Consider the following 25,527-nt stretch of genomic DNA (forward strand, 5'->3'; position numbering starts at 1 on the left):
CGACCGATCGCACGAGCTCACCCTAGTTGGTGCACCGGGTGCAGTTCTTCAGGCGAGATGCAAGGGAATTAGGCCCGTGGCTTCCGTCTGGCGGCTAGTCTCCTGACGTGCCCATGCCTCCTCCCGCGCCGCTGTCCGTCATCATCCCCACGCTGCAGAGATCCGCGGAGCTGCGAGAGGTGGCTCAACTCTGTGGGAACCATCCGCAGGTTCTCGAAGTGCTCATCGTGAACAACGCGCCCCAGCCTCTCCCATGGGTGCAGGGAAAGATCCGCGTCCTGCAACAGGAGGGGAACATCTTTGTGAACCCTGCCTGGAACCTGGGTGTCGAGCAGGCACGGGGCAGGCTCGTCGCGATCCTGAATGACGATGTCCTCTTCCATCCTTCCGTTCTCGATGCGGTGGCCAGATGGCTGAATCTTCCCTGGGTGGGAATGATCGGTGTGGATGGAGCAGGGATGAACATGCCCGGGGACACCCGCCTACGGCTCCGCCCAGCCTCATATGAGGATGTCAGGACGGGTTTCGGCGTGTTCATGGCTCTGCGACGCTCTGACTATGTGCCCATCCCCCCCTGACGGTCCTCGGATCTGGGGCGGAGACGACTGGTTGTTCCAGGCTCAGCGTCGGCCTAATTGGGTGATCCGCGGAGGTGGCTTCACGACTGATATGAGTGCCACGTCAGGAAGCCCCGAGTTCGTGGCATTGCGACGGCGAGAAATCGAAGCGACACGGGAGATGCTCGCCGCCTGGGGGGAGCCTCGCTGGTGGAACAAGGGCGCAGCATTGCTCACGCGGCTGCGCCGCCTGCACGGGAAATAGAGATGTGGCCCTAGTTGATACAGCGTGCCGGGCATGGCGAGCCGGAGCCTCTGTAGTCTGACCCCATGCACCTCCTCGTCACCGGCGGCGCCGGGTTCATCGGCTCGAACTTCGTCCACCATGTCGTCCGCGAGACCGGGCACGACGTCGTCGTCCTGGACAAGCTGACCTACGCCGGCAACCGGGAGAACCTCGCCGGCCTGCCCGAGGACCGCGTCACTCTCGAGGTCGGGGACATCTGCGACGCGGCCCTGGTGGACCGCCTGGTCGCCGAGTCGGACGCCGTCGTGCACTACGCGGCGGAGTCCCACAACGACAATTCGCTGAACGATCCCTCGCCGTTCATCCAGACGAACATCGTCGGGACCTTCGTCCTCCTGGAGGCGGTCCGCAAGCACGGCAAGCGGTTCCACCACGTGTCCACGGACGAGGTCTACGGCGACCTCGAGCTCGACGATCCGGCGAAGTTCACCGAGACCACCCCGTACAACCCCTCCAGCCCGTATTCGGCCTCGAAGGCCGGCTCGGACCACCTGGTGCGCGCGTGGGTGCGCTCCTTCGGCGTGCAGGCCACGCTGAGCAACTGCTCCAACAACTACGGGCCGTACCAGCACATCGAGAAGTTCATCCCGCGCCAGATCACCAACCTGATCGACGGCGTCCGCCCCCGCCTCTACGGCCAGGGCGTCAACGTCCGGGACTGGATCCACACGGAGGACCACTCCTCGGCCGTGCTGCGCATCCTCGAACGCGGGGAGATCGGCCGCACGTACCTGATCGGCTCCGATGGGGAGCAGAACAACAAGCAGATCGTGGAGATCCTCCTCGAGCTCTTCGACCGCCCCGCAGACGACTACGACCTCGTGGCCGACCGCCCCGGCCACGACCTGCGCTACGCGATCGACAACACCGCGCTGCGCACCGAGCTCGGTTGGGAGCCGCGGTTCACGGACATCCGCGCCGGCCTGGCGGACACCGTGCGCTGGTACCGCGAGAACGAGGCCTGGTGGCGCCCCGCCAAGGACGCCGTCGAGGCCAAGTACGCTGCCCAGGGTCAGTGAGGGAGAACCGCTGATGCGCATCACCGAGACCGCCATCCCCGGCCTGCTCGTCCTCGACCTCGACGTCCACGGGGACAACCGCGGCTGGTTCAAGGAGAACTGGCAGCGGGAGAAGATCCGCGCCCTCGCCGCCGAGCACCCCCGCCTCGCCTCGCTCGCCCCGGTGCAGAACAACATCTCCTTCAACGACGCCGTCGGCACCACCCGCGGCATCCATGCGGAACCCTGGGACAAGTATGTGGCCGTCGCCCACGGTCGGATCTTCGGCGCCTGGGTGGACCTGCGCGAGGGGCCGTCCTTCGGCGCCGTCGCCACCGTGGAGCTCGGCCCGGAGAAGGCCGTCTTCGTACCGCGCGGGGTGGGCAACTCCTACCAGACGCTCGAGCCGGACACCGCCTACACCTACCTGGTGAACGACCACTGGTCCGCCGACGCGCAGGGCCGGTACACGTTCCTCAACCTCGCGGACCCGACGGCGGCCATCGCCTGGCCCATCCCGCTCGAGGACGCCGAGCTCTCGGACAAGGACCGCGCCCACCCGATGCTCGCGGACGTCACCCCCATGCCGCCCGCCCCGATCCTCGTGCTCGGCGCCGGCGGCCAGCTCGGCCGCGCCCTCGTGGCCCGGGCCGAAGCGGCGGGCATCCCCGTGGAGGCCCACGACCGCGCCTCGTGGGACCTCACCGACCCTGCTGCCTGGCCGCGCGAGCACTTCCGCGGCCTCCGCGCCGTCGTCAACGCCTCCGCCATGACGGCCGTGGACGCCGCCGAGACCCCCGCGGGCCGCGCCCAGGCGTGGGCGGTCAACGCCACGGCCGTGGCGGAGCTCGCCCGACGCTGCTCCGAGGCCGGCGTCCCCCTGGCCCACGTCTCCACGGACTACGTGTTCGACGGCACCCTCCCCGTGGGGCAGGAGCACCCGGTGGACCACCCGCTCGCGCCGCTGGGCGTCTACGGCCAGTCGAAGGCCGCCGGCGAGGCCGCGGTGCGCACCGTGCCGCGGCACTGGATCGTCCGCACCTCCTGGGTGATCGGGGAGGGGAAGAACTTCGTGGCCACCATGGCCTCCCTCGCCGAACGCGGGATCGACCCGGCCGTCGTCGCCGACCAGCACGGCCGCCTCACCTTCGCCGACGACCTCGCCGACGCCCTGCTGCACCTGGTCACCACCGAGGCGCCCACCGGCACCTACCACATGACCAACAGCGGCGACGCGGTCTCCTGGCACGAGGTCGCCCGCTGGGTGTTCGAGGAGACCGGCCACGACGCCGGCCGCGTCTCCGGCACCACCACGGCGGAGTACACGGCCGGCAAGGAGGGCATCGCCCCCCGCCCGACCAACAGCGCTCTCGACCTCGGGCCCCTGGCCGCCGTCGGCTACACCGCCCCGGGTCAGCGCGAACGCCTGCGCGCGTACCTGGCCGCACGCGGCTGAGCCCACCCCGGCCGGAAACCCCGCAGCGCGGCGCACCGGATCACCTCGGCGAAGGGCCTCGCACCGATGATCGGTGCGGGCCCTTCGCGTCGGAGTGGGGGCGCTGTCAGCTGTTGCGGCGCCGGCCGGGGGTCTTCTCCGCGCGGCGGCTGAGATGCGCCTCCCTGGCGGCGCGCTTGGACTCCGCGCGGGAGGGGCGGGCGTCGTTGCCCTTCAGGTAGGCGTCGTGCGACGTGTGGTAGTCGCCGTATCCGTAGCCATAGCCGTACCCGCCCCGCTTGGAGGAGGTCACGCCGTTCAGCACGGTCCCGAGCACCGTGGCGTCCACGCCGGTGAGGAGCTCGGTGGCGGCCTCCAGGTGGTCCTTGCGGGTCTGGCCGGCGCGCACCACGAGCACGGTGCCGTCCACGGCGGTGGACAGGAGCGCGGCGTCCGTAACGGGCAGCACGGGCGGGCTGTCCACCACCACGAAGTAGTCCTGGGAGGCCAGCTGGAGCAGGGCGCGCATGCGCTCGGAGCCGACGAGCTCGGAGGGGTTCGGGGGCGTCCGCCCGGCGGGCAGGAGGGTGAGGTTCTCGATGCCCGTGTCGGCCAGTGCCTCGTCCGCGGGAACCTGGCCGGCGAGCACCTCGGAGAGGCCGACGTCGCCCGGCACCTGGAAGAGGTCGTGCTGACGGGGGCGGCGCAGGTCGGCGTCGATCAGCAGCACGCGCTCACCGGCGAGGGCGAGGGAGCGGGCCAGGTTGGAGGCGACGGTGGACTTGCCCTCGGAGGGGTTGGCGCTGGTGAAGGCCACCGCGCGGGGCGGGTGGTCCACCGAGACGAACTTGAGGTTGGTGCGCAGCTGGCGGATCGCCTCGCCGGCGCGGGGGTCGAGGTCCACGGCGGACTCGCCCTTCTTCGCCAGGGTGATGTTCTCGGGGATCGAGCCGATGACGCCGACGCCCGTGATCTCTCGCACGTCGTTCCGGGTGCGGACCTTGACGTCCAGCATGCGGCGCAGCAGCGCCCACAGCAGGCCGAGGACCAGGCCGGCCAGGGCACCCGTGAGGACGTTCTTCGAGGTGTCCGGGCTGATGGGGGTGCTGGGGACCTTGGCGTCCGAGAGCGGGATGACCTCCACCGGGCTGTTCCGGTCCACCTCCGCGGCCACGTCCGCCGTCGCCTTGAGGGCGGAGTTGGCCAGGGTGGCCGCCATCTGAGGGTCGGTGGAGGTGGCCGTCACCTTGATGAGGTTGGAGTCCGGCACCATCGCGGCGGTGAGCGAGCCGCTCACGTCCTGCCCCGTCTCCTCCCGCACGCGGTCCAGCACGGCGGCGCTGTTGGTGAGCGCGAGGTAGGACGCGCCGCGGGACTCGCCCGGCATGCCGCCCGTGATCACGCTGTTCTCCGTGTTGCTGGGCGCCAGGAAGCCCGTGGACTCCGAGGCGTAGAGGCGCGGCTGCAGGGCCGAGTAGCCAAAGGCGAGCGCTGCCCCCAGCAGGGCGGTCAGCGCGAGGAGGAGCAGGTTCGCCCGCAGGAGGCGGAGGAAGTCGACGACCGTCACGGGTACCTCGTTCGGGGCATGGCAGTAGGCGGGGCGGGTGGTGCCCCAGTGCGCCCACGGTATCAACAGAACGCGAGCGGCTCGGGCCGCGTGGCCGGTGCTCCTTCTGTGGCGTCCGACCGTGCCCAGTACGCTGAGGGGCGTCAGCCCGCCGCCGTCAGAAAGAAAGGGTGCCGACGCATGGTCGCGACCCCTCCGCCGTCAGCCGCCGTGACGAATCTCACCCTGACCAGCGGCGACGGATCCCGGGCGGCCGCGGGTGTCTCGCGGTCTGGCCGCCCGAGGCGCCTCCCGGGCCTGGCCCCGGCTCCGCAGGCGGCGTGGACGGCCTCGGCCTGGAACCCGCTGGTCTCCAGCGCGTCCCCCCGCCTCCTGGACGTGATGCTCGGAGCCGGCCTCATGATGGAGGCGGTGCCCGGATGGACCGTCGGAATCCCCTTCCCCGAGATGTGCGCCATCCTCCTGCTGGCGGTGGCGGCCTTCCGTCCGCCGCGGCGCGACCTCTCCCGGTTCGGGCTCGTAGCGGTGGCGGCGGCAGCGCTCCTCGTCTATCTCGTCGTCGTCACCCTCATGAACGACCTCGACCCGCTGCGGCGCGGCGTGCGCATCATGGTTCTCATGCTGTTCATCGTGGCCATCGCTGAGGAGCGCCTCGACGTACGGGGGCTGCTGCAGGGCATGGCCATGGGCGGGCTGATCAACGTGCCGCTCTTCTACGCCGGCCTCGTCTCCCGGGACTACGGCTCCTACCTGACGGGCTTCCTGGGGGACAAGAACGTCGCCGGGCTGTTCTATGCGCTCATCGGGCCGCTCCTCGTCTCAACCGTCCAGCGGACGTGGGTGAAGGCCGCGATCCTGGCCGCGGCGTTCGGGCTCACGTTCCTCACCGGCTCCCGGACGTCGCTCGCGGCGCTCGCGTGCGCCACCCTGTGGATCCTCCTGACGCCGTACCTCGGCCGGGTGATGCGGCTGGGCCTGCTGTGGGGCATGGCCCAGCTGGTGACCTTCGCCGAGGAGAACCTCGCCACCCTCTCCGTGTTCGGGGACCGCACGGGAACGGACTGGTTCCGCGAGCAGATCCATGCTGCGGCGCAGGCGAAGACCGCCGCGGCCCCGTGGTACGGCTCAGGGCTCAGCACCGCCGTCGTCGACCTGGAGCAGGGGCAGTTCTTCTACCACAACTCCTACTGGGCGCTGATCACGGAGGGCGGCTGGGTCTTCCTCCTGACCGTGGTGGGGGCCTATGTCCTGGTGTGCCTGCGCCCGTTCACACAGACACGTCGCACGCCGACGCGGGTGGCCCTGGAGGCTGCAGCGGTCGTCATCCTCGTGACCTCGCTCCAGCTCGGCGAGGTCTTCATCACGATCTACGGAGCTCTCGCCCTGGGGATGGCCCTGCTCCTGGCCGCCCACGAGGCGGAGACGGCGCAGACGGGGACATCGTCCCGCACCGCCCGCATCGTGGAGCAGGCGCGGCGGGACCGGCTGCGCGGCCTCGCGTGAGCGCGTCTCCAGCTCGACCCCTCGGATCGCCCGCCGTCGACCGCCGTCGCCCGCTCCAGCCTCGGCTCTCCCACCGCCGGTGGTATCCTGATCCGGTTGCCCAGGCGAGGGAGCGCTGCTCCGTGATCGACGAGGCCGCCGCGCCGTCCCGGTGAGCTCCGCTCCCGACGGCCCGGCACCCTTCCTGGCCACATCCGCGCCCCGCACCCGGGGTGGGGACAAGAACACCAGAGGAGGACACCATGTCTGACAAGATCAAGATCAAGGTCACCCGCCGCACCGACTTCGGCAAGGGGGCCGCCCGCCAGGCCCGCCGCGCCGGCCAGATCCCCGCGGTCGTGTACGGCCACGGCGCCGATCCCATCCACCTGCTGCTGCCGGCCCGCGAGACCACGCTGGCCGTCCGCAACCCCAACGCCCTGCTCACCGTGGTGAGCGAGGCCGGCGAGGAGCACATGGTGCTCCCCAAGGACATCCAGCGCCACGCCCTGAAGGACACCGTGGAGCACCTGGACCTCATCGAGGTCCGCCGCGGCGAGAAGGTCGTCGTGGACGTCACCGTGCACGTGGAGGGCGAGGTCGCCCAGGGCAACGAGTACGTGCTCGACTACCCCACCGTGCCGGTCGAGGCCGAGGCCACCCACCTGCCCGAGTCCGTCTCGATCTCCGTCGAGGGCCGCGCGGCCGGCGAGCACGCGTACGCCACCGACGTGCAGGTCCCCGCCGGCTCCGTGCTGCAGCTCGACGACGAGATCGTCATCGCGACCGTCTCCGAGGTCGTCGAGCAGGACCTGGGCGACGAGTCCGTCCAGGAGGAGCAGGCCGCCGAGGGCGGGGAGTCGGCCGAGGGTGCCGAGGGCGAGTCCGAGGGCGGCGAGTCCGCCGAGGGCGACGCCGAGAAGTCCGAGGACTGATCCGCCGTGACGGGCACGCACCTGATCATGGGCCTCGGCAACCCCGGGCCCGAGTACGAGCGCACCCGTCACAACATCGGCCACATGGTGGCGGGTGAGCTCGCCTCCCGCATGGGAAGCGGGTTCACCCGCCACAAGGCCGGCGCCACGGTGGCCACGGGCCGGCTCGGCATCGGTGGGCCCCGCGTGGTGCTCGCGATGTCCACCGGGTACATGAACACCTCCGGCGGCCCCACGTCCGCCCTCCTGAAGTTCTACGGCCTGGAGCCGGCGGACCTCGTGGTGGTGCACGACGAGCTGGACATCCCCTTCGACACGCTGCGCCTGAAGCGCGGCGGGGGAGAGGGCGGCCACAACGGCCTGAAGTCCATCACCAGGTCGATCGGCACGCCGGACTACGTCCGCGTCCGCGCCGGCATCGGCCGTCCGCCCGGCCGCATGGACGTGGCCGACTTCGTGCTACGTCCCTTCACCTCCGAGGAGCAGAAGGCGCTGCCCTTCCACGTGGACCGCGCCGCGGACGCCGTCGAGAAGCTCCTGGCCGACGGGCTGGAGGCCGCCCAGCAGTCGTTCCACTGAGCCGGCGCTCAGCCCTCCGAGGGGGACAGCGCCCGGGTGAGGGCACGGGCGATCTCCTCGATGGCGGGGTCCATGACGTCGGCCATCTCGGCGTAGGCCGAGTCGGGGAGTCCGTACGGATCCCGGATGTCCAGTGTGCCGGCACCCGCGCGCACCCGTGCGCGCTCGCGCCCCGCGCGGGCCACCAGGTCCGGGAGCTCGATCCCCGCGATGTCCTCGCTCACCTCCGCGCCGGCCTGCGCCCTCTTCCGGATCGCGCGCAGGATCGCGGCGAACTCCAGCACGGTGAAGGTGCGGTGGGCGGCCCGGGGCGCGTCCTGCAGCACGGCGGGGCGGTGCCGCTGGGACGCCACGAGCACCAGGTCGGCGTGCTGCACCGCGGGCGCCACGAGCGGCGCGGGACGGTGCTCCGCCAAGCCGGGCACACCCCGCTGCTCCGCGATCTCCAGGAGGGGCGGGGGCACCGTGAGGGCCCGGTCGGGAGCCGTGCCCAGACTGGCCACCTCGACCCGGCCGGGCACCCGCGCGTCGAGCTCTGCCTGGAGCGCGTGCGCCCCATAGGCCGAGCGGCAGATGTTCCCCGTGCAGACGAGGAGCACGGCGCCCGGGGCTGCGCCCGCCGAATGCCGCGCGGAGCGGCGGGGAGCAGGAGCGGGCCCAGGCCGGGTGAGGCGGAAGGGGGGAAGGGGCATCAGGCCTGGGAGGGCTGACCGCCGCGCTCGATCCACGCGGTGATCGCGCGGGCCTGGCGGTCCACGACCTTGCCGACCATGGGCTCGGCCTTGGCGGCCAGCTTGGAGCCCACCAGCGGGATCTTGCACACCAGGGTGCCGTCCACGGCGAACTGGCTGCCCTCGCCGGCGGCGGCCAGGCTCAGGGTGCCGTCCGCGGTCGCCTTGGCGGCGGGGACGGTGATGGTGGTGGTGCCGGTGCGGGAGCCGTCCGCGGCGGGGGCGCCCCAGCGCTCCACCTGCTCCACCTGCAGCGAGCCGCCGATGACCTTGCGGGCCATGTCCGGCAGGCGGTCCGCGGGCGCGGAGCGCACCGTGGTGACGGTCATCTCGCCCTCGGGGGACCCGGTCACGGAGAAGGAGACCAGCGCGCCGCCGAAGGACTCCACCACGGAGCGGTGGAAGTCCTCGGAGACGAGGGCCTCGGCCACGGCGGCCGGGGGGTGCGGAATGGACTGCTGAGCGGAAAAGGCCACGGTCTCTCCTCTGGGTTCGGCCGCCGGGAGGGCGGCGTGCATCGACGCCTCAGCCTATATGCTGGCAGTCGCGTTCCGGGCGGTGCGAGGCACGCTCATCGGCGCCTCCGGGGCCCGCGGACGCTCGTTCCGCACACGCTCTCCCCCTCCTCGAAGAAGGTGCGCCCGAATGCCGGCACTGTGGGCCCTGGCCGTGATCATGCTCTGCAGCGGGGTGGCCACGCTGCGCTCCCGGGAGGACGTGGGGGAGACCTTCCGGCGCCTCAAGGTGCCGCGTCCCTTCGACGCCCCGGCGCTCGCCCGCGCCTTCCCGTACCTGGAGCTCCTCCTGGCCGTGGGGCTCGTGCAGCCCTTCACCGTGCTGCGCCCGTTCGTGGGCGTGGCCGCCGTCGCGCTGTTCGTGGTGTTCCTCCTCCTGGTGCTGCGCGCCAAGGGCGACGGCGTCTCGTGCGGCTGCTTCGGCGAGGCCTCGGCCGCGCCGATCTCCGGGACCACCGTGGCCCGCAACGTCCTCTTCCTCGCGCTCGCCGTCATGGCCCTGGCGGAGGGCGTGCTCACCCTCGTGCGGCTCGGCGGCACCGTGAACTGGCTCCCGCTGGACGCCTTCGGCCCCGCCGCGTGGGCCTGGGCCCTCGTCGTGGTCCTGCTGCTCTCCGCCGCCGCGCTCCTGGTGGGCCGGGAGTCCGTGCCCCCGGCCGATGACGGCGCCCACCCGGACCGTGCCCACCCGGACGACGCCGGCCTCGACGACCCGCCGCGCCTGCCCTTCGGCGACGCCGTCGTGATCCAGGACGGCCATTACGTGGGCCTGCACCAGATCGTCTCCCAGCACGCGGTGGTGGCGCTGCGCCTCTCCACGGGCTGTGGGTCGTGCTCCTCCGTGATCGCCCGCCTGCCCGAGTTCCAGGACGCCCTCGGCCCCGTCCAGCTGCGCGTGCTCATGCCCCAGCACTCTCCCGAGGCCCTGACCCCCGCGAGCCTCGGCGCCATCCCCCCGGAGCTCGTCCTCGGGGACCCGGGCGGCATGGCCGCCTCCGCCGTCGGCCTGACCCGCTTCCCCATGGCCGTGCTGCTGGGCACGGACCGCCTCACTGCGGGCGGCCCCGTGGGCGGGGCGCAGGACGTGCTCGACTTCCTCGAGGAGATCCGGGACATCATGACCACCGAGCTGCCCGCCGTCGACGCCGCCGAGGCCACCGCGTGAGCGCGGCCGCCCCCGTCCTCGCCGGACTCCTGCCGCTGCTGGGCGGCGAGCGAGCGTTCGAGGCCGCCGTCGCCTCCGCCACCCGCCCCCTGGACGCCCGCGGCACGGAGCTGGAGATCGGCCTGCCCGACGGCGCCCGCGCCCCGCTCTTCGCCCTCCTCGCCGACGCGCTGGGCACGGCTCACGCCGCCGACGCGGCCGTGCTGGTGGTCACCGCCACCACGCGCGAGGCCGAGGACCTCATGGCCGACCTCGCCGCGTGGATGCCCGCGGGCTCCGCCGCCCTGTTCCCCTCGTGGGAGACCCTGCCGCACGAGCGGCTCTCCCCGCGCTCGGACACCGTGGGCGCCCGGCTGGCCGTCCTGCGCCGTCTGGCCCACCCGGAAGCGGAGGGGCAGTCGCCGCTGCGCGTCGTCGTCGCCCCCGTGCGCGCCGTGCTCCAGCCGCTCGTGGCCGGCCTCGGGGACCTGGCCCCTGTGAGCCTGCGCGTGGGGCAGGAGGCGGACTTCGCGGAGACCGTGGCCGCGCTCGCGGACGCCGCCTACGCCCGCGTGGACATGGTGTCCCGGCGCGGGGAGTTCGCGGTGCGCGGCGGGCTGATCGACGTGTTCCCGCCGACGGCGGACCACCCGCTGCGCGTGGAGTTCTTCGGGGACGAGGTGGAGCAGATGCGCTTCTTCTCCGTGGCCGACCAGCGCTCCCTCCAGGACACGTCCGGCGACGGCACCGGCCACCCCACCGAGCTGCACGCCCCGCCGTGCCGCGAGCTGCTGATCACGGACCACGTGCGCGCCAAGGCCCGCGAGCTGCAGGTGCGCCTGCCGGGGGCGGCGGACATGCTCGAGCGGATCGCCGAGGGCGTGGCCGTGGAGGGCATGGAGTCCCTCTCCCCGCTGCTGGCCGAGGCCATGACCTCCGTGCCGGCCCAGCTGCCGGAGGGCTCGCTCACCGTGCTCGTGGAGCCCGAGCGCATCCGCGGACGTGCGGACGACCTGCTGGCCACCAATGAGGAGTTCCTCCACGCCGCGTGGGCCGGCGCCGCCCAGGGCGCGGCCGCTCCCGTGGACCTGGCCGAGCTCGACCAGTCCGCCGCCGGCGGCTTCCTCTCCGTGGCCGAGCTGCGCGAGGAGTCGCTGACCCGGCGCCAGGGGTTCTGGTCCACCACCGCCCTCTCCTCGGACGAGGAGCTCCTGCCGGACGCCGCCACCCTGCGCTCCTCACTCGGCGTGCCGAAGACCTTCGCGGGGGACATGGCCGCCATGGTGGCCCACACGCGCACGCGCCTCGCCGAGGGCTGGCATGCCGTGCTGCTCACGGACGGCCCGGGCTCGGCCCGCCGAGTCGCCGAGCTGCACGCCGACGCCGGGCTCACCGCGTCGGTGGTGACCGGTCCCGTGCCCGCCGTGCCCGTGGCGGGCCAGGTCACGGTGGCCGCGGCCGCCGTCGGGACGGGCTTCACGGTGCCCGAGGCCAAGCTGGCCCTGATCACCGAGCAGGACCTGTTCGGCCGCCACCGCACGCAGGGCACGCGCGCCGCGGGCGCGCCGCTGGCCCGCAAGCGGCGCAACGCCGTGGACCCGCTGACCCTGCAGCCCGGCGACCACGTGGTGCACTCCCAGCACGGGATCGCCCGCTTCGTGGAGCTGCAGCGCCGCAAGGTGACCGGCGGGCCGCGCACCGCGCCGGGGGCCGAGGAGTCCTACCGCGAGTACCTGGTGCTGGAGTACGCCTCCTCCAAGCGGGGTGCTCCGGGGGACCGGCTGTTCGTGCCCACGGACCAGCTGGACCTCATCACCGCCTACGTGGGCGGCGAGGCGCCGGCGCTGTCCAAGATGGGCGGCTCGGACTGGGCGCAGACGAAGTCCAAGGCCAAGCGGGCCACCAAGGAGATCGCGGGCGAGCTGATCCGCCTCTACTCGGCGCGCATGGCCTCACGCGGGCACGCCTTCGGCCCGGACACCCCGTGGCAGGGCGAGCTGGAGGAGGCGTTCCCGTTCATCGAGACGCCGGACCAGCTGACCACCATCGAGGAGGTCAAGAAGGACATGGAGGCCGAGGTGCCCATGGACCGCCTGGTCTCCGGCGACGTCGGCTTCGGCAAGACCGAGGTGGCCGTGCGCGCCGCGTTCAAGGCGGTGCAGGACGGCAAGCAGGTGGCCGTGCTGGTGCCCACCACGCTGCTGGCCCGCCAGCACCACGAGACGTTCACGGACCGCTTCGCCGGCTTCCCCGTGCAGGTGGCCGCGCTCTCCCGCTTCCAGACCGCCAAGGAGTCCAAGGAGGTGCTCGCCGGGCTGGCCTCCGGTGAGGTGGACGTGGTGATCGGCACGCACCGCCTGCTCTCGGACCAGGTGCAGTTCAAAGACCTGGGCCTCGTGATCGTGGACGAGGAGCAGCGCTTCGGCGTGGAGCACAAGGAGGCGCTCAAGAAGATGCGCACCAATGTGGACGTGCTGGCCATGTCCGCCACGCCCATCCCGCGCACCCTCGAGATGTCCCTGACGGGCATCCGCGAGACCTCCACGCTGGCCACCGCCCCGGAGGAGCGGCACCCCGTGCTCACCTCCGTGGGCCCGTACACGGACCAGCAGGTCACCGCGGCCATCCGCCGCGAGCTCATGCGCGAGGGCCAGGTGTTCTACGTGCACAACCGCGTCACCACGATCGACAAGGTGGCCAAGCGGATCGCGGACCTCGTGCCGGAGGCGCGGATCGCCGTCGCCCACGGCAAGATGACCGAGTCCCGCCTCGAGCAGATCATGGTGGACTTCTGGGAGCGGAAGTTCGACGTGCTCGTCTCCACGACGATCATCGAGACCGGCCTGGACATCGCCAACGCCAACACCCTGATCGTGGAGGACGCGCACCGCTACGGCCTGAGCCAGCTGCACCAGCTGCGCGGCCGTGTGGGCCGCGGGCGCGAGCGCGCCTACGCCTACTTCCTCTACGACCCGCAGAAGCCCCTCGGCGAGGTGGCCCTCGAGCGGCTCAAGGCCGTGGCCCTGCACAACGAGCTCGGCGCCGGCATGCAGCTGGCCATGAAGGACCTCGAGATCCGCGGCGCCGGCAACCTGCTGGGCGGCGAGCAGTCCGGGCACATCGCCGGCGTGGGGTTCGACCTCTACCTGCGCATGGTCGGCGAGGCCGTGGCCGACTTCAAGGGCGAGGAGGACACCACGCCCGCCGAGGTGAAGGTGGAGCTGCCCGTCAACGCGCACCTGCCGCACGACTACGTGCCGGGGGAGCGGCTGCGCCTCGAGATGTACCGGGCGCTGGCCAAGGCCAACGACGACGCCGCGATCGACGCCGTGGTGGAGGAGATGAAGGACCGCTACGGCGAGCCGCCGGAGCCCGCCCAGGCCCTCGTGGCGGTGGCGCGGTTCCGCAACCGGGCGCGCGCCGCCGGCGTCACCGAGGTGATGCTGCTGGGCCAGAACGTGAAGTTCGGCCCCGCCGCGGACCTGCCCGAGTCCCGCCGGCTGCGCCTGGCCCGCATGTACAAGGGCGCCCAGGTGAAGCCAGGGATCAACGCCGTGCTCATCCCACGGCCCAAGACCAAGCCGGTCATGGGCCAGGACCTCGTGGACGCCCCGCTCCTGGAGTGGGCGGACCAGGTGGTCAGCGCGGTGTTCGCGCCGGAGGGCGCCGCGGGCTGAGGCGCGGCCGGACGGGGCGGCTGCGGGCTCAGCCCCGGGCTCAGGCCCGGGCGACCACGCCGTGCTGCTCGAGCAGGGCGAGGAAGGCGGAGACGTCCGCGGCGATCGACTCGGGGGCCATGCCGGCGGCGCGGGCGACCTCGGCCACGAGGTCCTCCTCCGTCCACGGGGTGAGCGGGGGAGCGGCGATGTCCTCCGCCGGGGTGCGGCCCTCGACGAGGACCTCCCACACGAGCGAACCCGTGGCGCTGAGGCGCAGCGGGATGCCCGCGGCCATGCCCATCACGACGGCGTCGTCGTCCGCCGTGCGCGTCCACGCGGTGTCTGGGTCCACGCGCCACGTGGCGGGGGCGGCGGCGGCGGTCGCGGTGTTAGCGGGTCGGAGCTGCTCAGCGGCCACGGGACACGGCCTTCTCTCGGATCCATCCGGCCAGGGCGCCAGCGCGGTGGGCCTGCTCGCGGAGGATGTCCGCGCGCGTCGGCGGGCGACCGAGCCGCATCTGGAGGTGGGGCCGGTTCACGGGGAGGGTGTGCAGCACGAGCGCGGCCCGCTCGCGGGTGGACTCGGCCGCGCGCCAGCGCGTGGTGAACAGCTGCATGCCGCTCTCCTGGGAACGGAGCGCGGTGAAGAGGGTGAGGTCGTGCTCGTCCATGCCGGCGGCGTCCTCGTCCGTGGCCACGTGCCACGCGGCCGTCGCACCGAGGACCTCGGCCTGCTCGCGCACCTCCGTCCATTCGGGATCACTGAGGGTCTCGCGGAGGTGGGCGACGTCGGCGGCGCCGCGGTAGGGGTCCCGCGCACCGTGCACCAGCACGATGAGGCGCTGGTGGCGCAGGCTCGGGACGGGCACGGCCCTGCCGGCGATGACGCGCGTGCGGTGTTCGGCCCAGAGCTGTTCGAACGTCCGCTCGTCCGAGGATCCCAGCCCGGGGAAGAGCCGGTGGACGTCCACGTAGCCGAGGTGGTCGTGCCACAGGGTGGCGGCGTGCTCGAAGATCGAGCCCTCCGAGAACGCGGCGACCGTGTTCCAGCCCTGGCCCGTCAGCAGGTCCAGGACGTGCTCCGCCTCCGACGGGTGGACCAGGAGGTCCACGTCCGAGCTGGAGCGAGCCTCGCGGTAGACGCCGAGATCCATGGCGTAGCCCTTCACGTGAAGCCCGCGGACCCCGTTCTGCTCGAGGATGTGCGCGATGCGCGCGTGCGCCAGGTGGACGCGCGCGCGAAGCTCGAGGGGCGGCACGGCATCGACCTGGGAGGAAGGGGAGACGCCGGTCATGGATCTCAGACTAGTGGAGCGAGTGGGGAGCGGTGGTGCCCGAATGTTGCCGATTCGTTACCGTGTTTTCCACCTGGTCGCTAGTGGCATCCGTGGTATGCGTCTAGACTCCTGAATGGAGCTCCACAGCTGAAACACATGTATCGGCGGTGCAGGGCTCTCTACGGCTGGACCTCCTCGACGGCGTTCCGGCCCTCTAGACCTCGACCCGACCTGAGTGAGCTCCACATGAACACCCCCTCTTCCATCTCCCGCCGCAAGGTGACCACTGGCATCGCCTGGTCCGTCCCCGCCGTGGCCGCGGTTGCCGCGGCCCCCTTCGCTGCCGCGTCGCCGGTCATCTGCCCCGAGGTCTCGGGTGTCGGCGGCGCCATCAAGTTCCCGGGCAACAGCAAGATCAAAGGCATCAAGCAGGCCTACGGCTTCGACGTCACCCTCACCAACGACACCTCCGAGACCATCGTGATCTCCGGCGGTTCCGCCTACATCGAGTTCACGAAGTTCGGCAACAAGTCCGGTGCCCCCCTGCTCTACACCGCCGATCCGTGCAAGGGTGGCGTGCCGATCGAGTCCGGCAGCGACCTGCTGACGCTCGAGCCCGGTGAGAAGCTTCCGTTGTTCTTCGTCGTGAACGACACCGGCAACTCCGCGAACGACTCCGGTTGCATCTACGCCACCTTCAACGTCTCTCTCGTCGGTGGCCAGCCGGTCGACACCGATCACTGCGAGGTCATCGTCGTTCCCAAGGTGTGCTTCAACGACACCCCGCCGCAGGGCTGCTGATTCCAGCACTCTCGATGGAGGGCCCCGCCACCCGGCGGGGCCCTCTCGCGTCGCCCCACGGATGGGCAGTGCGCGCTGGACTGGGGCGCAGACGGCGGCGCCGGTTCCCCTCGATGGGGAACCGGCGCCACCCACAAGGCCCAGGTCCAAGTCAGCCGACGGCGTGCGATCCCGCCGCGGGAGCCTCCGGATGCGGGGGAGCCGGCTGGGCGGACGCATCGCGTGCCACCCGGGCGGCCCGGCGGCCTGAGCGGGCGAGCCGGGACTGACGCGGCGCCTGGTAGTACGAGCCGTACGAGTCACCATGCGCGGAGTAGCCACCGCCGTAGTAGTCGGCGCCGACGCCGGAGGTGGGCGTGCCGTTGAGCACCACGCCGAGCACGCGGGCGTTCACCCCGCCCAGCATGTCCCTGGCCACCTGGAGGTGGTCCTTGCGCGTCTTGCCGTGGCGGACCACCAGCACCGTGCCGTCCACGGCGGCGGCCAGCAGGGTGGAGTCGGTCACGGGGAGCACCGGCGGGGCGTCCACGAGAACCATGTGCGTCTCGGCCAGCGCCGCAAGGAGCTGGCGCATGCGCTCCGAGCCGAGCTGCTCGGAGGGGTTCGGGGGCGTGCGACCGGCCGGCAGGAGCAGGAGGCCGTCGTCGCCCACGGGATGCAGCACGTCCTGGAGCTCCACGTCCCCGTTGAGGACCTCGGAGAGGCCCACGCGGCCCTCCACGCCGAACTGGCTGGCCTGGCGGGGGCGGCGCAGGTCGGCGTCGATGAGGATGACCGGCTGGCCGGCCGCGGCGATGGCCAGGGCCAGGTTGCCGACGACGGTGGACTTGCCCTCACTGGGGTTCGAGCTGGTGAAGGCGATGGTGCGCGGCGGGTCGTCCACCGCGGCGAAGCGCAGGTTGGTGCGCAGCTGGCGGATGGTCTCGGCCGCGCGGGGAGAGAGCTCCATGATGCGGGAGGTGCGCTCGGCCTTCAAGGTCTTGTCCTGCGGGATTGCGCCCAGCAGGCCGGCGCCCGCGCCCACCTGAGCGTCCGTGGTGGTGCGCACGTTCACGTCCAGCATCCGGCGCAGGAAGGCGATCGCCAGGCCGATGAGCCCACCGATGGCCAGCCCGTACAGGATGTTGCGGAGATGGTTGGGGCTGGAAGGCACGGTGGGTGCGAGGGCGTCCTCCAAGGCCGTGACCTCCACGTTGGAGGTCGGATCCAGGTTGTTGGCCACCTCGGCCGTCGCCACGAGGGCCGTGTTGGCCAGGTTGGCCGCGTTCGTGGCGTCCGGTGCCGTCGCGGACACGGTGATCAGGTTCGAGCCGGCCACCACCTCGGCGCTGAGGCGGGCCCCCCGCGTGTCCAGGCCCTCGGTCTGCGCGATGCGATCGCGCACCGTGCGGCTGTTGATGAGCGGGATGTAGGACTGCGCCCGGGTCTGGGCCGTCTCCGTGCCGGAGATGCTGGCCTCGCCCTGCACGGTGACGAACCCCGTGGAGGTGGCGGTGTACAGCGTGGGCTGAAGGAGGGAGTACACGAGCCCGGCGAGGGCGCCCACGGTGAGGCACACCAGGAGCACCAGACGGTTCGCGCGCAGGACCTTGAAGAAGTCGAGGATGTTCATGGTGCCCCTGATCGGAGGGATGACGGCTCAGCTCACTCTAACAAGGAGCACAGGTGGGCCACCTCCGCCACTAGGCTGGGCCGTGCGGCGCGGGCCGCCGGCTCGCGAGGGCAGGGCACGGACGAGGAGGGCACGGATGGCGGTGCAGCACCACAGCGCGGGGCCGCTGGAGACGGACCCCCGCCTCGCGGCGGTCTACGCGGCCCGGGCTGAGCAGGCCCGGCGCACTGCGCGGGGCACGTCGGCGTGGACCAGGGAGGACGACGAGCACGCGCTCGAGCGGGTCCCGCTGCGGATCCCCGAGCTGCTCCTGGGTGCACTGCTGGCCATGGAGGTGTTCGCCATCCCCGTGGGTGGCACGCGCATTCCCCTCAGCGAGCTCGCCATGATGCTGCTCCTGCTGCTCGCCCTGTGCCGCCGAGCCACTCGGGACGCCTCCGACCTGGGCGTCGCCGCCCTCGCCGCGGGTGCGGTGGCCCTCTTCCTCGCGGTCGTCTCGGTGTCCGTCGGCATCGAGGATCTCGCGTGGATGCGCCGCCTCGTGCGCATCAGTGCCCTGGCCGCCCTGGTGGGGTGCTTCGCCGCGCGGCGCCTGGACCTGCGCTCGGTGCTGTGGGGCCTTCTGGCGGCGATGGCCGTCAACGTCCCGCTGTTCTACGCGGGCGTGGTGCCCGCACCGTACGGCAGCTACCTCACCGGCTTCCTGGGGGACAAGAACGTGGCCGGCCTCTACTACGCGGCCATGCCGGTGCTGGCGGTGGCCTTCGTCCGGTCCCCGCAGCGCCGCTTGATGGTGCTGGCGGCTGCCGCGCCGTGCGTCTTCCTCACGGGCTCGCGCACCTCGATGGCGGGGTTTGCCTGCGCGGTGCTCTGGATGTGGCTCACCCCGCGTCTGGGGCCGGTCTTCCGAATCCTGATCCTGGCCGCCATGGGCTGGGCCGTGACCTTCGCCGAGGAGAACCTCGCCCAGCTGAGCGTCTTCGGCGACCGCACCGGCACGGACCAACTGCGCTCCTGGATCCAGGACGCCACGGCGGTGAAGGCGGCGGAGACCCCGTGGTTCGGCCGGGGCCTGACCGAGGCCTACGTGACCATCGACGATGCCACGTGGCACTACCACAACTCCTACGCGGGTCTCTTCACCGAGGGCGGCTACGTGCTGGTGATCGCCGTGCTCGCGGCCTACCTGTACTTCGGCCTGCGGGTCTTCACCACGCGCCTCCGCACGCCCTCCCGCGTGGCGGTGGAGGCCGCCACCGCGGTCATCTTCGTCACCGCCGCCCAGCTCGGCGAGGTCTTCCTGACCATCCCGGGCATGCTCATCCTGGCCACCGGTGCGAGCCTGGCGCTGCAGGAGAAGGACGCGCCGCTCGAGACCGAGGTCACCGAGCGGCAACGGGCGAAGGTGCTCCACGACGCCCGCGCCCGCTGGGGCTGACGGCGGCGGCGGCCGAGTGACGTCGGCCCGGCCTCAGCCCCGCTCGCCCCGCCTCGCCTGGCTCAGGGCGCCCGCCTCAGCTCTGCGTGCCCGCGCCCCCCACGGCGCGGGCCACGGCCTGCGCGATCGCCTCGAGCGTCGGGTCGAGTGCGTCCGCCATCGCCGCGTAGCCGGCCACCGGCCCGCGGAAGGGATCCGGGAGGTCCAGCGGCTCGCCCGTCAGGGCGTCCCGCCGCGCGGCCCAGGCCGTGGTCAGGGCAGGCAGGCCGCCCGCGTCCGGGAGGTCCGTCCCGGCGGCCAGTCGCCCCGCCTCCAGCAGCGTGTACGCCCGCCGCACGGCTCCCGGCTCCTCGCGCAGCACGGCGCCCAGGTGGGCCTCCGTGGCTGTCAGCACGAGGTCCTGCCCCGCCAGCACCCGCGCGGTCAGCTGCCGCGGCCGGTGGCTCAGGAGCGCGTCCATCACCCCGCTGCTCGGCGCCAGGTGAAGGATCTCGTCCGGCACGGCCAGCGCCTGGTTCGGCCCCGTGCCCGCACTCCTCACCTCGGCGCGGCCGGAGCCCAGCAGCTCGTCGAGCCGCGCCTGGAGCACGTGCTGCGCGTAGGCCGAGCGGCAGATGTTGCCCGTGCACACCGTCAGGATGCGCACGGGGGCGGCACCGGTCGCACCGGCCGCGTCGTCGTCGGAACGGTGCGCATCGCCGTCGGGCGTCGGCGCGCCGAAGGGGGAGCGGATGGGCGGTCGGGCGGTCCAGCTCATGGGGTGATCCTTTCGGGGCGAGCCTCCCCGCGGCCAGGGGCGGGCAGATCAGACGCCGAAGGGCGTCCTCCGCGGCACTGCGGTGGACGCCTTTCGGCGGTGTGAGGCGGGGGTGCCGCCCTCAGGGACGGGGTCAGTGACCGCGCGACGCGCCCGCCGCGGTCGAGCCGGCGGCGCCGTGCGTCGTGGTGGTGCCCACGGTGTGCGTGGCGACGGCCGGGGCGCCGTGGATGGACTGCGTGTGCAGGGTGTCGCCGCGGCCCAGGATGCCCTGCGGGATGAGGAAGGCGATCGTGGCCAGCGCGAGGGCGATCAGGCCCGCGAGCCACGCGTTGTCCAGGCTCCAGAAGCCCATCGCGTACAGCGAGCCGAGGAACAGGCCGAAGGAGAGCAGGAAGAGGAGCACGGAGCTGCCGACGCCGCCCGCGTTCGAGTGGTCGATGGCCTTGCCGTTGCGGATCACGTCATAGCTCCTTCAGCTGCTGGTCTGTCCCCGGAGTCGCCCGGGGGGTTCAGTCGTCCCCCAGGATAGCAAGTGCGGAGCTCGCGCCGATGCGGGTGGCGCCCGCCGCGATCATGGTCAGCGCGTCGGTGCGCGAGCGCACCCCGCCGGACGCCTTCACGCCCATGTCCGGGCCCACCGTGCGTCGCATGAGCGCCACGTGCCCGGCGGTGGCGCCGGCCGTGGAGAAGCCCGTGGAGGTCTTGACGAAGTCCGCACCGGCCTCGGCGGCGGCCTCGCACGCGAGCACGATCTGCTCGTCGGTGAGCAGGGCGGTCTCCACGATCACCTTGAGGAGCGCGCCGCCCTCACCCGCGGGGCCCATGGCGTGCGCGGCGTCGGCCACGGCGCGGATGTCCTGCACCAGGCGCTCGCGGTCACCGGCGCGGGCGGCGGCGACGTCGATCACCATGTCCACCTCGTCCGCCCCGTCCTTGATGGCCTGCGTGGCCTCGAACGCCTTGGCCGCCGACGACGTGGCGCCCAGCGGGAAGCCGATGACGGTGCAGGTCAGCACGTCGGAGTCCTCGAGCGCGGCGTGCACGCGGGGCACCCACACCGGGTTCACGCAGACGCTCTTGACGCCGGCCTCGCGGGCCTCGGCGACGAGGCGGTCGATGTCCTCGGCGGACGTCTCAGGCTTGAGGGCGGTGGCGTCGATGTACTGGGCCAGCTCGGCGGTGGACAGCTGCGGGAGCGCGGTGTCGGTCATGCGGGCCAGCCTATCCGGGGCGCATGACCGTCGCCCGCCGCGGAGGCAGGCAGACTCGCCGCTTCACTTTCTGGAAGCGGCGAGTCTGCCTGCCTTGGGGGCGTGCGGGGGCGCGGGAATGTCGGGGCGTGAGGGTGTGGGGGTGCGGGAATGTGGGGGCGTGGGGGTGTCGGGGTGTCGGGGTGGAGGCGAGGGGCCTCCTCATCCCCCGACGAGCGCCGCCACCTGCGACCGCAGCCGCTCGAGCCGCTCAGCCGCCGCGTCCGGGTCCGCGTCCCGCGTGCCGAGGTAGCACTTGAGCTTGGGCTCCGTGCCGGAGGGGCGGATGAGCACGCGCGTGCCCGAGTCCGTGGCGAACAGCAGCGCGTCGGTGGGGGGCAGGCCCGCGCCGCCCTCGGCCAGGTCCCGGCTCATGGTCACCGGCTGGCCCGCGAGCTCGGCGGGGCCCCGCTCGCGCAGCGCGGCCATCGTCGCCCCGATGATCGACAGGTCCTGCACCCGCACGGACACCTGCGCGGCCGGCATCGCGCCGGTCACCGCGTCGACGTCGGCCAGCGCGTCGGCCAGCGTGCGCCCGGAGGCCGCGAGGTCGGCTGTCAGCTCGCACGCCAGCAGCGCGGCGGTGATGCCGTCCTTGTCCCGCACGAGGTCCGGGGCCACGCAGTAGCCGAGCGCCTCCTCGTAGCCGTAGCCCAGCTCGGGGGCGCGCGAGATCCACTTGAAGCCGGTGAGCGTCACGTGATGCGCCACCCCCTCGGCCTCGGCGAGGACGGCCAGCTGCGGAGCGGAGACCACGGAGTTCGCGGCGCTGCGCCCCGTGGCACGGAGCTGCGGCATGAGGTGGGCCCCCAGCAGGGTCCCGACGGCGTCGCCGGAGAGCATCCGCCAGGTCCGGGCGCCGGCGGCGTCGGTGACCGGCACGCCGAGGGCGAGGCGGTCCGCGTCCGGGTCGTTGGCGATCACGAGGTCCGCGTCCCGCTCCGCCGCGAGGGCGAGCGCGAGGTCCATGGCGCCCGGCTCCTCCGGATTGGGGAAGGCCACCGTGGGGAAGGCGGGGTCCGGCTGTGCCTGCTCCGGCACCACCTCGACGTCGGCGAAGCCCGCCTCGGCGAGCAGCTCGGGGAGCACGGCCCCGCCCACGCCGTGCATCGGCGTGTAGACCACGCGCAGGGCGCGGTGGGGGAAGCGGTCCGGGTCCAGCAGGCCGAGCGCGGCCTCCCGGTAGGCCTCGAGCAGCTCCGGCCCGGCCAGCTCCCAGCCGTCCGCGGCGAGGGTGATGTCCGCGGGCCAGGCCTCGTGGTCGATCAGGGCGGCGATCTGCGCGTCCGCCGGGGAGACCAGCTGGGCGCCGCGCCCGGCGGCGTCCGTCATGCGTCCGCCGAGGTACACCTTGTAGCCGTTGTCCGCGGGCGGGTTGTGGCTCGCGGTGACCATCACGCCGGCGTCGGCGTTGAGGTGGCGGACGGCGAAGGCGAGCACCGGCGTGGGCAGCGCCGAGGGCAGCAGGATCACCTGCGCGCCGGCCGCCGTGAGCACCGCCGCCGTGTCCTGCGCGAAGGCGGCCGAGCCGCGTCGCGCGTCGTAGCCCACCACCGCGAGCGGGGCCGGGGCGTCCGCCCCGAGCACCTGCCAGAGATGCGCGCCGAGCGCGGCCGCGGTGCGGCGCACCACGATCCTGTTCATGCGCGACTCGCCGGGGCCCTCCTCCGCGCGCAGCCCCGCCGTGCCGAACGCGAGCGGGCCGGAGAACCGGGAGGCCAGGGAGGCCCGGGCTGCGTCGGCCTCCGGGCCGGTGCCCTCGGCGGCGTCCAGCTCGGCCCGCAGGATCTCCCGGTGCACGGGCTCCGGGTCCTCCACGGACCAGCGCTCGGCGAGGGCGACGACGCGGGGGTCCAGGGCGCTCATCAGATCCGCCCCACGATCTCGGCGAGCAGGCGCGAGATGCGCGGCCCGGCGGCACGGCCGGCCTCCACCACCTCGGCATGCGAGAGCGGCGTCTCGGAGATCCCGGCGCCCGGGTTGGTCACGAGCGAGATGCCGAACACCTCGAGGCCGGCGTGGCGGGCCGCGATGGCGTCGAGTGCCGTGGACATGCCCACGAGGTCCCCGCCGAGCGTGCGGGCCATGCGCACCTCCGCGGGCGTCTCGTACTGCGGGCCGGAGAACTGCACGTACACGCCCTCGGTGAGGGAGGGGTCCACCTCGCGGGCGATCGCGCGGATGCGCGGGGAGTAGAGGTCCGTGAGGTCCACGAACGTGGCGCCCATCAGAGGCGTGGCGCCCGTGAGGTTGACGTGGTCCGAGATCACCACGGGCGTGCCCGGGGCGATCGCCGGGTCCAGCCCGCCGCACCCGTTCGTCAGCACGACGACGGACGCGCCCGCCGCGGCCGCCGTGCGGACGGTGTGGGCCACGTCCTGCGCGCTGCGGGACTCGTAGAAGTGGGTGCGCGAGCCGAAGACCAGGGCGTGCGTGCCGTCCGGCAGGCGCACGGAGCGGACCACGGCGCTGTGGCCCGGCACCTGCGGGGCGTGGAAGCCCGGCACGTCGGCCAGCGGCACGGCCGCCACCTCCTCGCCCAGCAGCGCGCCCGTGCCGCCCCAGCCCGAGCCCAGCACGACGGCGATGCGGTGCTCCGGCACGCCCGTCGCCTCGGCGATGGCCGCGGCGGCCTGCCGGGCCTCGGCGAAGCCGGGGTGGTCGCCGACGAGCCGGGACTCACCGGCGACCCCGGGGGCGCCGGTCGTGGAGTCGGGTACGGCCGGGGCGGGGGAGGAGGTCTGCTCGTTCACGCCGCCAGTCTAGGCGCGGGGCCCGGGGCCGGGCCCGGGTGCTGTGACTTTCCGGCCCACGGCGGACACAATGAGGACCGTGAGCGACGAGAACACGACCTTCATCCCCTCCCTGACCATCATCGGCGGCGGCCCCGGCGGCTACGAGGCGGCCATGGTGGCCGCCAAGCTCGGTGCCCGGGTCACCGTCATCGAGCGCCAGGGCATGGGGGGCTCCGCCGTCCTCACGGACGTGGTCCCGTCCAAGACCCTGATCGCCACGGCCGAGTCCATGCGTCGCGTGATGTCCGCCAAGGACCTCGGCGTGGACCTCGGCGGCGGCGAGCCCCGCGCGGACATGCTCGACGTGGACCGCCGCATCCTGGCCCTCGCCGGGGAGCAGTCCCGGGACATCGAGGCCGCCCTCACGGCGCTCGGCGTCCGCGTCATCCACGGCACGGCGCGCGTCGTCGGTCCCCACGAGGTGGAGGTGCGCCCCGAGGACGAGGCCGAGGCTGCCGACCGCGAGGTGATCACCTCGGATGCGATCCTCGTGGCCGTGGGCGCGAGCCCCCGCGAGCTGCCCACCGCCCTCCCGGACGGCGAGCGCATCTTCAACTGGAAGCAGCTGTACGCGCTGCAGGAGCTGCCCGAGCACCTCATCGTGGTGGGCTCGGGCGTGACCGGCGCCGAGTTCGCCTCCGCGTACGACCGCCTCGGCGCGGAGGTCACCCTGGTCTCCTCCCGTGACCGCGTGCTCCCCGGCGAGGACGCCGACGCCGCCGAGCTGCTCGAGCACGTGTTCCACGAGAACGGCCTGAACGTGGTGGGCCGCTCCCGCGCCGAGGCCGTCGAGCGCACGGAGACCGGCGTGCGCGTGCACCTCTCCGGCGAGGGCGCTGTGGACACCCCCGTGCTCGAGGGCTCGCACTGCCTCGTGGCCGTGGGCGGCGTCCCCAACACCGCGGGCCTGGGCCTGAAGGAGGTCGGCGTGGAGCTGACCGAGTCCGGCCACGTCAAGGTCGACGGAGTCTCCCGCACCACGGTGCCCAGCATCTACGCCGCGGGCGACTGCACCGGTGCGCTCGCCCTCGCCTCGGTGGCCGCCATGCAGGGGCGCATCGCCGTCGCGCACCTGCTGGGCGACGCCCTCAAGCCGCTGCGCCCGCACCTGCTGGCCTCCAACATCTTCACCTCCCCCGAGATCGCCACGGTGGGCGTCACCCAGGAGCAGGTGGACTCCGGCAAGTACCAGGCGGACGTGCTGCGCCTGGACTTCGCGACCAATCCCCGCGCCAAGATGCAGGGCGTGAAGGAGGGCTTCGTGAAGATCTTCGCCCGCCAGGGCTCGGGCACCGTGATCGGCGGCGTGGTGGTGGCCCCGCGGGCCTCCGACCTCATCTACCCGCTCGCGCTCGCCGTGACCCACAAGCTCCACGTGGACGACCTCGCGGACACCTTCACCGTGTACCCCTCCATGTCCGGTTCCATCGCGGAGGCGGCGCGCCGCCTGCACGTGCGCCTGTGAGCTGAGCGGTCCTCCACCCCCACCCCCACCCCCACCCCCACCCCCGCCTCCACCTCCACCTCCGCCCCCACCCCCACCCCCACCCCCACCCCCACCCAGAGTGGTCACAACACGCCGCGTCGCCTTTCCGCAGGCGGCGTGTCGTGACCACTCCGGGACGGGACAGGCCGGGCCGGGCCGGGACAGGTCGGGCCTCCACCGACGACGGCGGCCGGGCACC

The 25,527-nt window shown here is 72.9% G+C and carries 22 protein-coding genes; 11 read left to right on the top strand and 11 right to left on the bottom strand.

Annotated features, from left to right (window positions below):
- The first annotated feature begins 113 nt into the window (after window positions 1–113).
- The 3 genes from KZX60_RS02685 (at window position 114) to KZX60_RS02695 (ending at window position 3,318) form a co-directional block, all read left to right on the top strand.
- Complete coding sequence (locus tag KZX60_RS02685) at window positions 114–578, top strand: glycosyltransferase (protein WP_248115512.1); 465 nt, start codon at window positions 114–116, stop codon at window positions 576–578.
- 309 nt (window positions 579–887) lie between these two features.
- Window positions 888–1,883, top strand: a complete 996-nt coding sequence (gene rfbB, locus KZX60_RS02690) for a dTDP-glucose 4,6-dehydratase (protein ID WP_248115479.1) — start codon at window positions 888–890, stop codon at window positions 1,881–1,883.
- A 13-nt stretch (window positions 1,884–1,896) separates the two neighbouring features.
- Window positions 1,897–3,318 (top strand): bifunctional dTDP-4-dehydrorhamnose 3,5-epimerase family protein/NAD(P)-dependent oxidoreductase, encoded by a 1,422-nt coding sequence (locus KZX60_RS02695; RefSeq protein WP_248115480.1) that lies wholly within the window; start codon window positions 1,897–1,899, stop codon window positions 3,316–3,318.
- A gap of 106 nt (window positions 3,319–3,424) precedes the next feature.
- On the opposite strand, the gene KZX60_RS02700 is transcribed toward KZX60_RS02695, so the two are convergent.
- Window positions 3,425–4,864 (bottom strand): polysaccharide biosynthesis tyrosine autokinase, encoded by a 1,440-nt coding sequence (locus tag KZX60_RS02700; RefSeq protein ID WP_248115481.1) that lies wholly within the window; start codon window positions 4,862–4,864, stop codon window positions 3,425–3,427.
- A gap of 180 nt (window positions 4,865–5,044) precedes the next feature.
- On the opposite strand from KZX60_RS02700, the gene KZX60_RS02705 reads away from it, so the two are divergent.
- The 3 genes from KZX60_RS02705 to pth all read left to right on the top strand — a co-directional run bounded on the left by KZX60_RS02705 (window position 5,045) and on the right by pth (window position 7,860).
- Window positions 5,045–6,367: a hypothetical protein gene (locus KZX60_RS02705; RefSeq protein ID WP_248115482.1), complete on the top strand. Its 1,323-nt coding sequence runs from the start codon at window positions 5,045–5,047 to the stop codon at window positions 6,365–6,367.
- Between the two features lie 242 nt (window positions 6,368–6,609).
- Entirely contained in the window at window positions 6,610–7,281 is a 672-nt protein-coding gene (locus KZX60_RS02710) for a 50S ribosomal protein L25/general stress protein Ctc (RefSeq protein WP_248115483.1), read from the top strand.
- A gap of 6 nt (window positions 7,282–7,287) precedes the next feature.
- Entirely contained in the window at window positions 7,288–7,860 is a 573-nt protein-coding gene (gene pth / locus KZX60_RS02715) for an aminoacyl-tRNA hydrolase (protein ID WP_248115484.1), read from the top strand.
- An 8-nt stretch (window positions 7,861–7,868) separates the two neighbouring features.
- Here pth and KZX60_RS02720 read toward each other — a convergent pair whose 3' ends face one another.
- Both KZX60_RS02720 and KZX60_RS02725 read right to left on the bottom strand, forming a co-directional pair.
- A complete protein-coding gene (locus tag KZX60_RS02720) occupies window positions 7,869–8,552 on the bottom strand; it encodes a phosphotyrosine protein phosphatase (RefSeq protein WP_248115485.1) in 684 nt (227 codons plus the stop codon).
- Window positions 8,552–9,067, bottom strand: coding sequence for a DUF2505 domain-containing protein (locus KZX60_RS02725; protein WP_248115486.1), 516 nt, complete (start codon window positions 9,065–9,067; stop codon window positions 8,552–8,554). The genes KZX60_RS02720 and KZX60_RS02725 overlap by 1 nt, the downstream gene beginning before the upstream one ends.
- Window positions 9,068–9,236: 169 nt before the next feature.
- On the opposite strand from KZX60_RS02725, the gene KZX60_RS02730 reads away from it, so the two are divergent.
- Window positions 9,237–10,271 carry a MauE/DoxX family redox-associated membrane protein gene (locus tag KZX60_RS02730; RefSeq protein WP_248115514.1) on the top strand — a complete coding sequence of 345 codons (1,035 nt, stop codon included), beginning with the start codon at window positions 9,237–9,239 and terminating at the stop codon, window positions 10,269–10,271.
- Window positions 10,268–13,927: a transcription-repair coupling factor gene (mfd, locus tag KZX60_RS02735; RefSeq protein WP_248115487.1), complete on the top strand. Its 3,660-nt coding sequence runs from the start codon at window positions 10,268–10,270 to the stop codon at window positions 13,925–13,927. The genes KZX60_RS02730 and mfd overlap by 4 nt, the downstream gene beginning before the upstream one ends.
- Before the next feature lie 40 nt (window positions 13,928–13,967).
- Here the strand turns inward: mfd and KZX60_RS02740 are convergent, their stop codons facing one another.
- Both KZX60_RS02740 and KZX60_RS02745 read right to left on the bottom strand, forming a co-directional pair.
- Complete coding sequence (locus KZX60_RS02740) at window positions 13,968–14,327, bottom strand: PqqD family protein (protein WP_248115488.1); 360 nt, start codon at window positions 14,325–14,327, stop codon at window positions 13,968–13,970.
- The gene (locus tag KZX60_RS02745; protein WP_248115489.1) at window positions 14,317–15,204 is read right to left on the bottom strand and encodes a nucleotidyltransferase family protein; all 888 of its coding nucleotides are present in this window, start codon (window positions 15,202–15,204) and stop codon (window positions 14,317–14,319) included. The genes KZX60_RS02740 and KZX60_RS02745 overlap by 11 nt, the downstream gene beginning before the upstream one ends.
- A gap of 228 nt (window positions 15,205–15,432) precedes the next feature.
- Here KZX60_RS02745 and KZX60_RS02750 point away from each other — a divergent pair, with 228 nt between their 5' ends.
- Window positions 15,433–15,987 (top strand): hypothetical protein, encoded by a 555-nt coding sequence (locus KZX60_RS02750; protein ID WP_248115490.1) that lies wholly within the window; start codon window positions 15,433–15,435, stop codon window positions 15,985–15,987.
- A gap of 151 nt (window positions 15,988–16,138) precedes the next feature.
- On the opposite strand, the gene KZX60_RS02755 is transcribed toward KZX60_RS02750, so the two are convergent.
- Window positions 16,139–17,599, bottom strand: a complete 1,461-nt coding sequence (locus tag KZX60_RS02755) for a polysaccharide biosynthesis tyrosine autokinase (protein ID WP_248115491.1) — start codon at window positions 17,597–17,599, stop codon at window positions 16,139–16,141.
- A 136-nt stretch (window positions 17,600–17,735) separates the two neighbouring features.
- On the opposite strand from KZX60_RS02755, the gene KZX60_RS02760 reads away from it, so the two are divergent.
- Window positions 17,736–19,037 (top strand): O-antigen ligase family protein, encoded by a 1,302-nt coding sequence (locus tag KZX60_RS02760; protein ID WP_248115492.1) that lies wholly within the window; start codon window positions 17,736–17,738, stop codon window positions 19,035–19,037.
- Between the two features lie 76 nt (window positions 19,038–19,113).
- Here the strand turns inward: KZX60_RS02760 and KZX60_RS02765 are convergent, their stop codons facing one another.
- From KZX60_RS02765 to KZX60_RS02785, 5 genes are all read right to left on the bottom strand, one after another.
- Entirely contained in the window at window positions 19,114–19,794 is a 681-nt protein-coding gene (locus KZX60_RS02765; protein WP_248115493.1) for a phosphotyrosine protein phosphatase, read from the bottom strand.
- A 133-nt stretch (window positions 19,795–19,927) separates the two neighbouring features.
- A complete protein-coding gene (locus tag KZX60_RS02770; protein WP_248115494.1) occupies window positions 19,928–20,257 on the bottom strand; it encodes a hypothetical protein in 330 nt (109 codons plus the stop codon).
- A gap of 49 nt (window positions 20,258–20,306) precedes the next feature.
- Window positions 20,307–21,008 carry a deoxyribose-phosphate aldolase gene (deoC, locus tag KZX60_RS02775; protein ID WP_248115495.1) on the bottom strand — a complete coding sequence of 234 codons (702 nt, stop codon included), beginning with the start codon at window positions 21,006–21,008 and terminating at the stop codon, window positions 20,307–20,309.
- A 201-nt stretch (window positions 21,009–21,209) separates the two neighbouring features.
- Window positions 21,210–22,913, bottom strand: a complete 1,704-nt coding sequence (locus KZX60_RS02780) for a phospho-sugar mutase (protein ID WP_248115496.1) — start codon at window positions 22,911–22,913, stop codon at window positions 21,210–21,212.
- On the bottom strand, window positions 22,913–23,668 hold the full coding sequence (locus tag KZX60_RS02785) for a purine-nucleoside phosphorylase (protein ID WP_248115513.1): 756 nt from the start codon (window positions 23,666–23,668) through the stop codon (window positions 22,913–22,915). Before KZX60_RS02785 ends, KZX60_RS02780 begins: the two co-directional genes overlap by 1 nt.
- 202 nt (window positions 23,669–23,870) lie before the next feature.
- On the opposite strand from KZX60_RS02785, the gene KZX60_RS02790 reads away from it, so the two are divergent.
- A complete protein-coding gene (locus tag KZX60_RS02790) occupies window positions 23,871–25,307 on the top strand; it encodes an NAD(P)H-quinone dehydrogenase (protein WP_248115497.1) in 1,437 nt (478 codons plus the stop codon).
- The last annotated feature ends 220 nt before the right edge of the window (window positions 25,308–25,527 follow it).

The organism is Micrococcus sp. EYE_212 (assembly GCF_023147585.1).
In the GTDB taxonomy this organism is placed as follows: Bacteria; Actinomycetota; Actinomycetes; order Actinomycetales; family Micrococcaceae; genus Micrococcus.

Coding starts and splice junctions, on each gene's coding strand:
- KZX60_RS02685 (WP_248115512.1), top strand. CDS start 114: ATGCCTCCTCCCGCGCCGCTGTCCGTCATCATCCCCACGCTGCAGAGA.
- rfbB (WP_248115479.1), top strand. CDS start 888: ATGCACCTCCTCGTCACCGGCGGCGCCGGGTTCATCGGCTCGAACTTC.
- KZX60_RS02695 (WP_248115480.1), top strand. CDS start 1,897: ATGCGCATCACCGAGACCGCCATCCCCGGCCTGCTCGTCCTCGACCTC.
- KZX60_RS02705 (WP_248115482.1), top strand. CDS start 5,045: ATGGTCGCGACCCCTCCGCCGTCAGCCGCCGTGACGAATCTCACCCTG.
- KZX60_RS02710 (WP_248115483.1), top strand. CDS start 6,610: ATGTCTGACAAGATCAAGATCAAGGTCACCCGCCGCACCGACTTCGGC.
- KZX60_RS02720 (WP_248115485.1), bottom strand. CDS start 8,552: ATGCCCCTTCCCCCCTTCCGCCTCACCCGGCCTGGGCCCGCTCCTGCT.
- KZX60_RS02730 (WP_248115514.1), top strand. CDS start 9,237: ATGCCGGCACTGTGGGCCCTGGCCGTGATCATGCTCTGCAGCGGGGTG.
- KZX60_RS02745 (WP_248115489.1), bottom strand. CDS start 15,204: ATGACCGGCGTCTCCCCTTCCTCCCAGGTCGATGCCGTGCCGCCCCTC.
- KZX60_RS02750 (WP_248115490.1), top strand. CDS start 15,433: ATGAACACCCCCTCTTCCATCTCCCGCCGCAAGGTGACCACTGGCATC.
- KZX60_RS02755 (WP_248115491.1), bottom strand. CDS start 17,599: ATGAACATCCTCGACTTCTTCAAGGTCCTGCGCGCGAACCGTCTGGTG.
- KZX60_RS02760 (WP_248115492.1), top strand. CDS start 17,736: ATGGCGGTGCAGCACCACAGCGCGGGGCCGCTGGAGACGGACCCCCGC.
- KZX60_RS02765 (WP_248115493.1), bottom strand. CDS start 19,794: ATGAGCTGGACCGCCCGACCGCCCATCCGCTCCCCCTTCGGCGCGCCG.
- deoC (WP_248115495.1), bottom strand. CDS start 21,008: ATGACCGACACCGCGCTCCCGCAGCTGTCCACCGCCGAGCTGGCCCAG.
- KZX60_RS02780 (WP_248115496.1), bottom strand. CDS start 22,913: ATGAGCGCCCTGGACCCCCGCGTCGTCGCCCTCGCCGAGCGCTGGTCC.
- KZX60_RS02790 (WP_248115497.1), top strand. CDS start 23,871: ATGAGGACCGTGAGCGACGAGAACACGACCTTCATCCCCTCCCTGACC.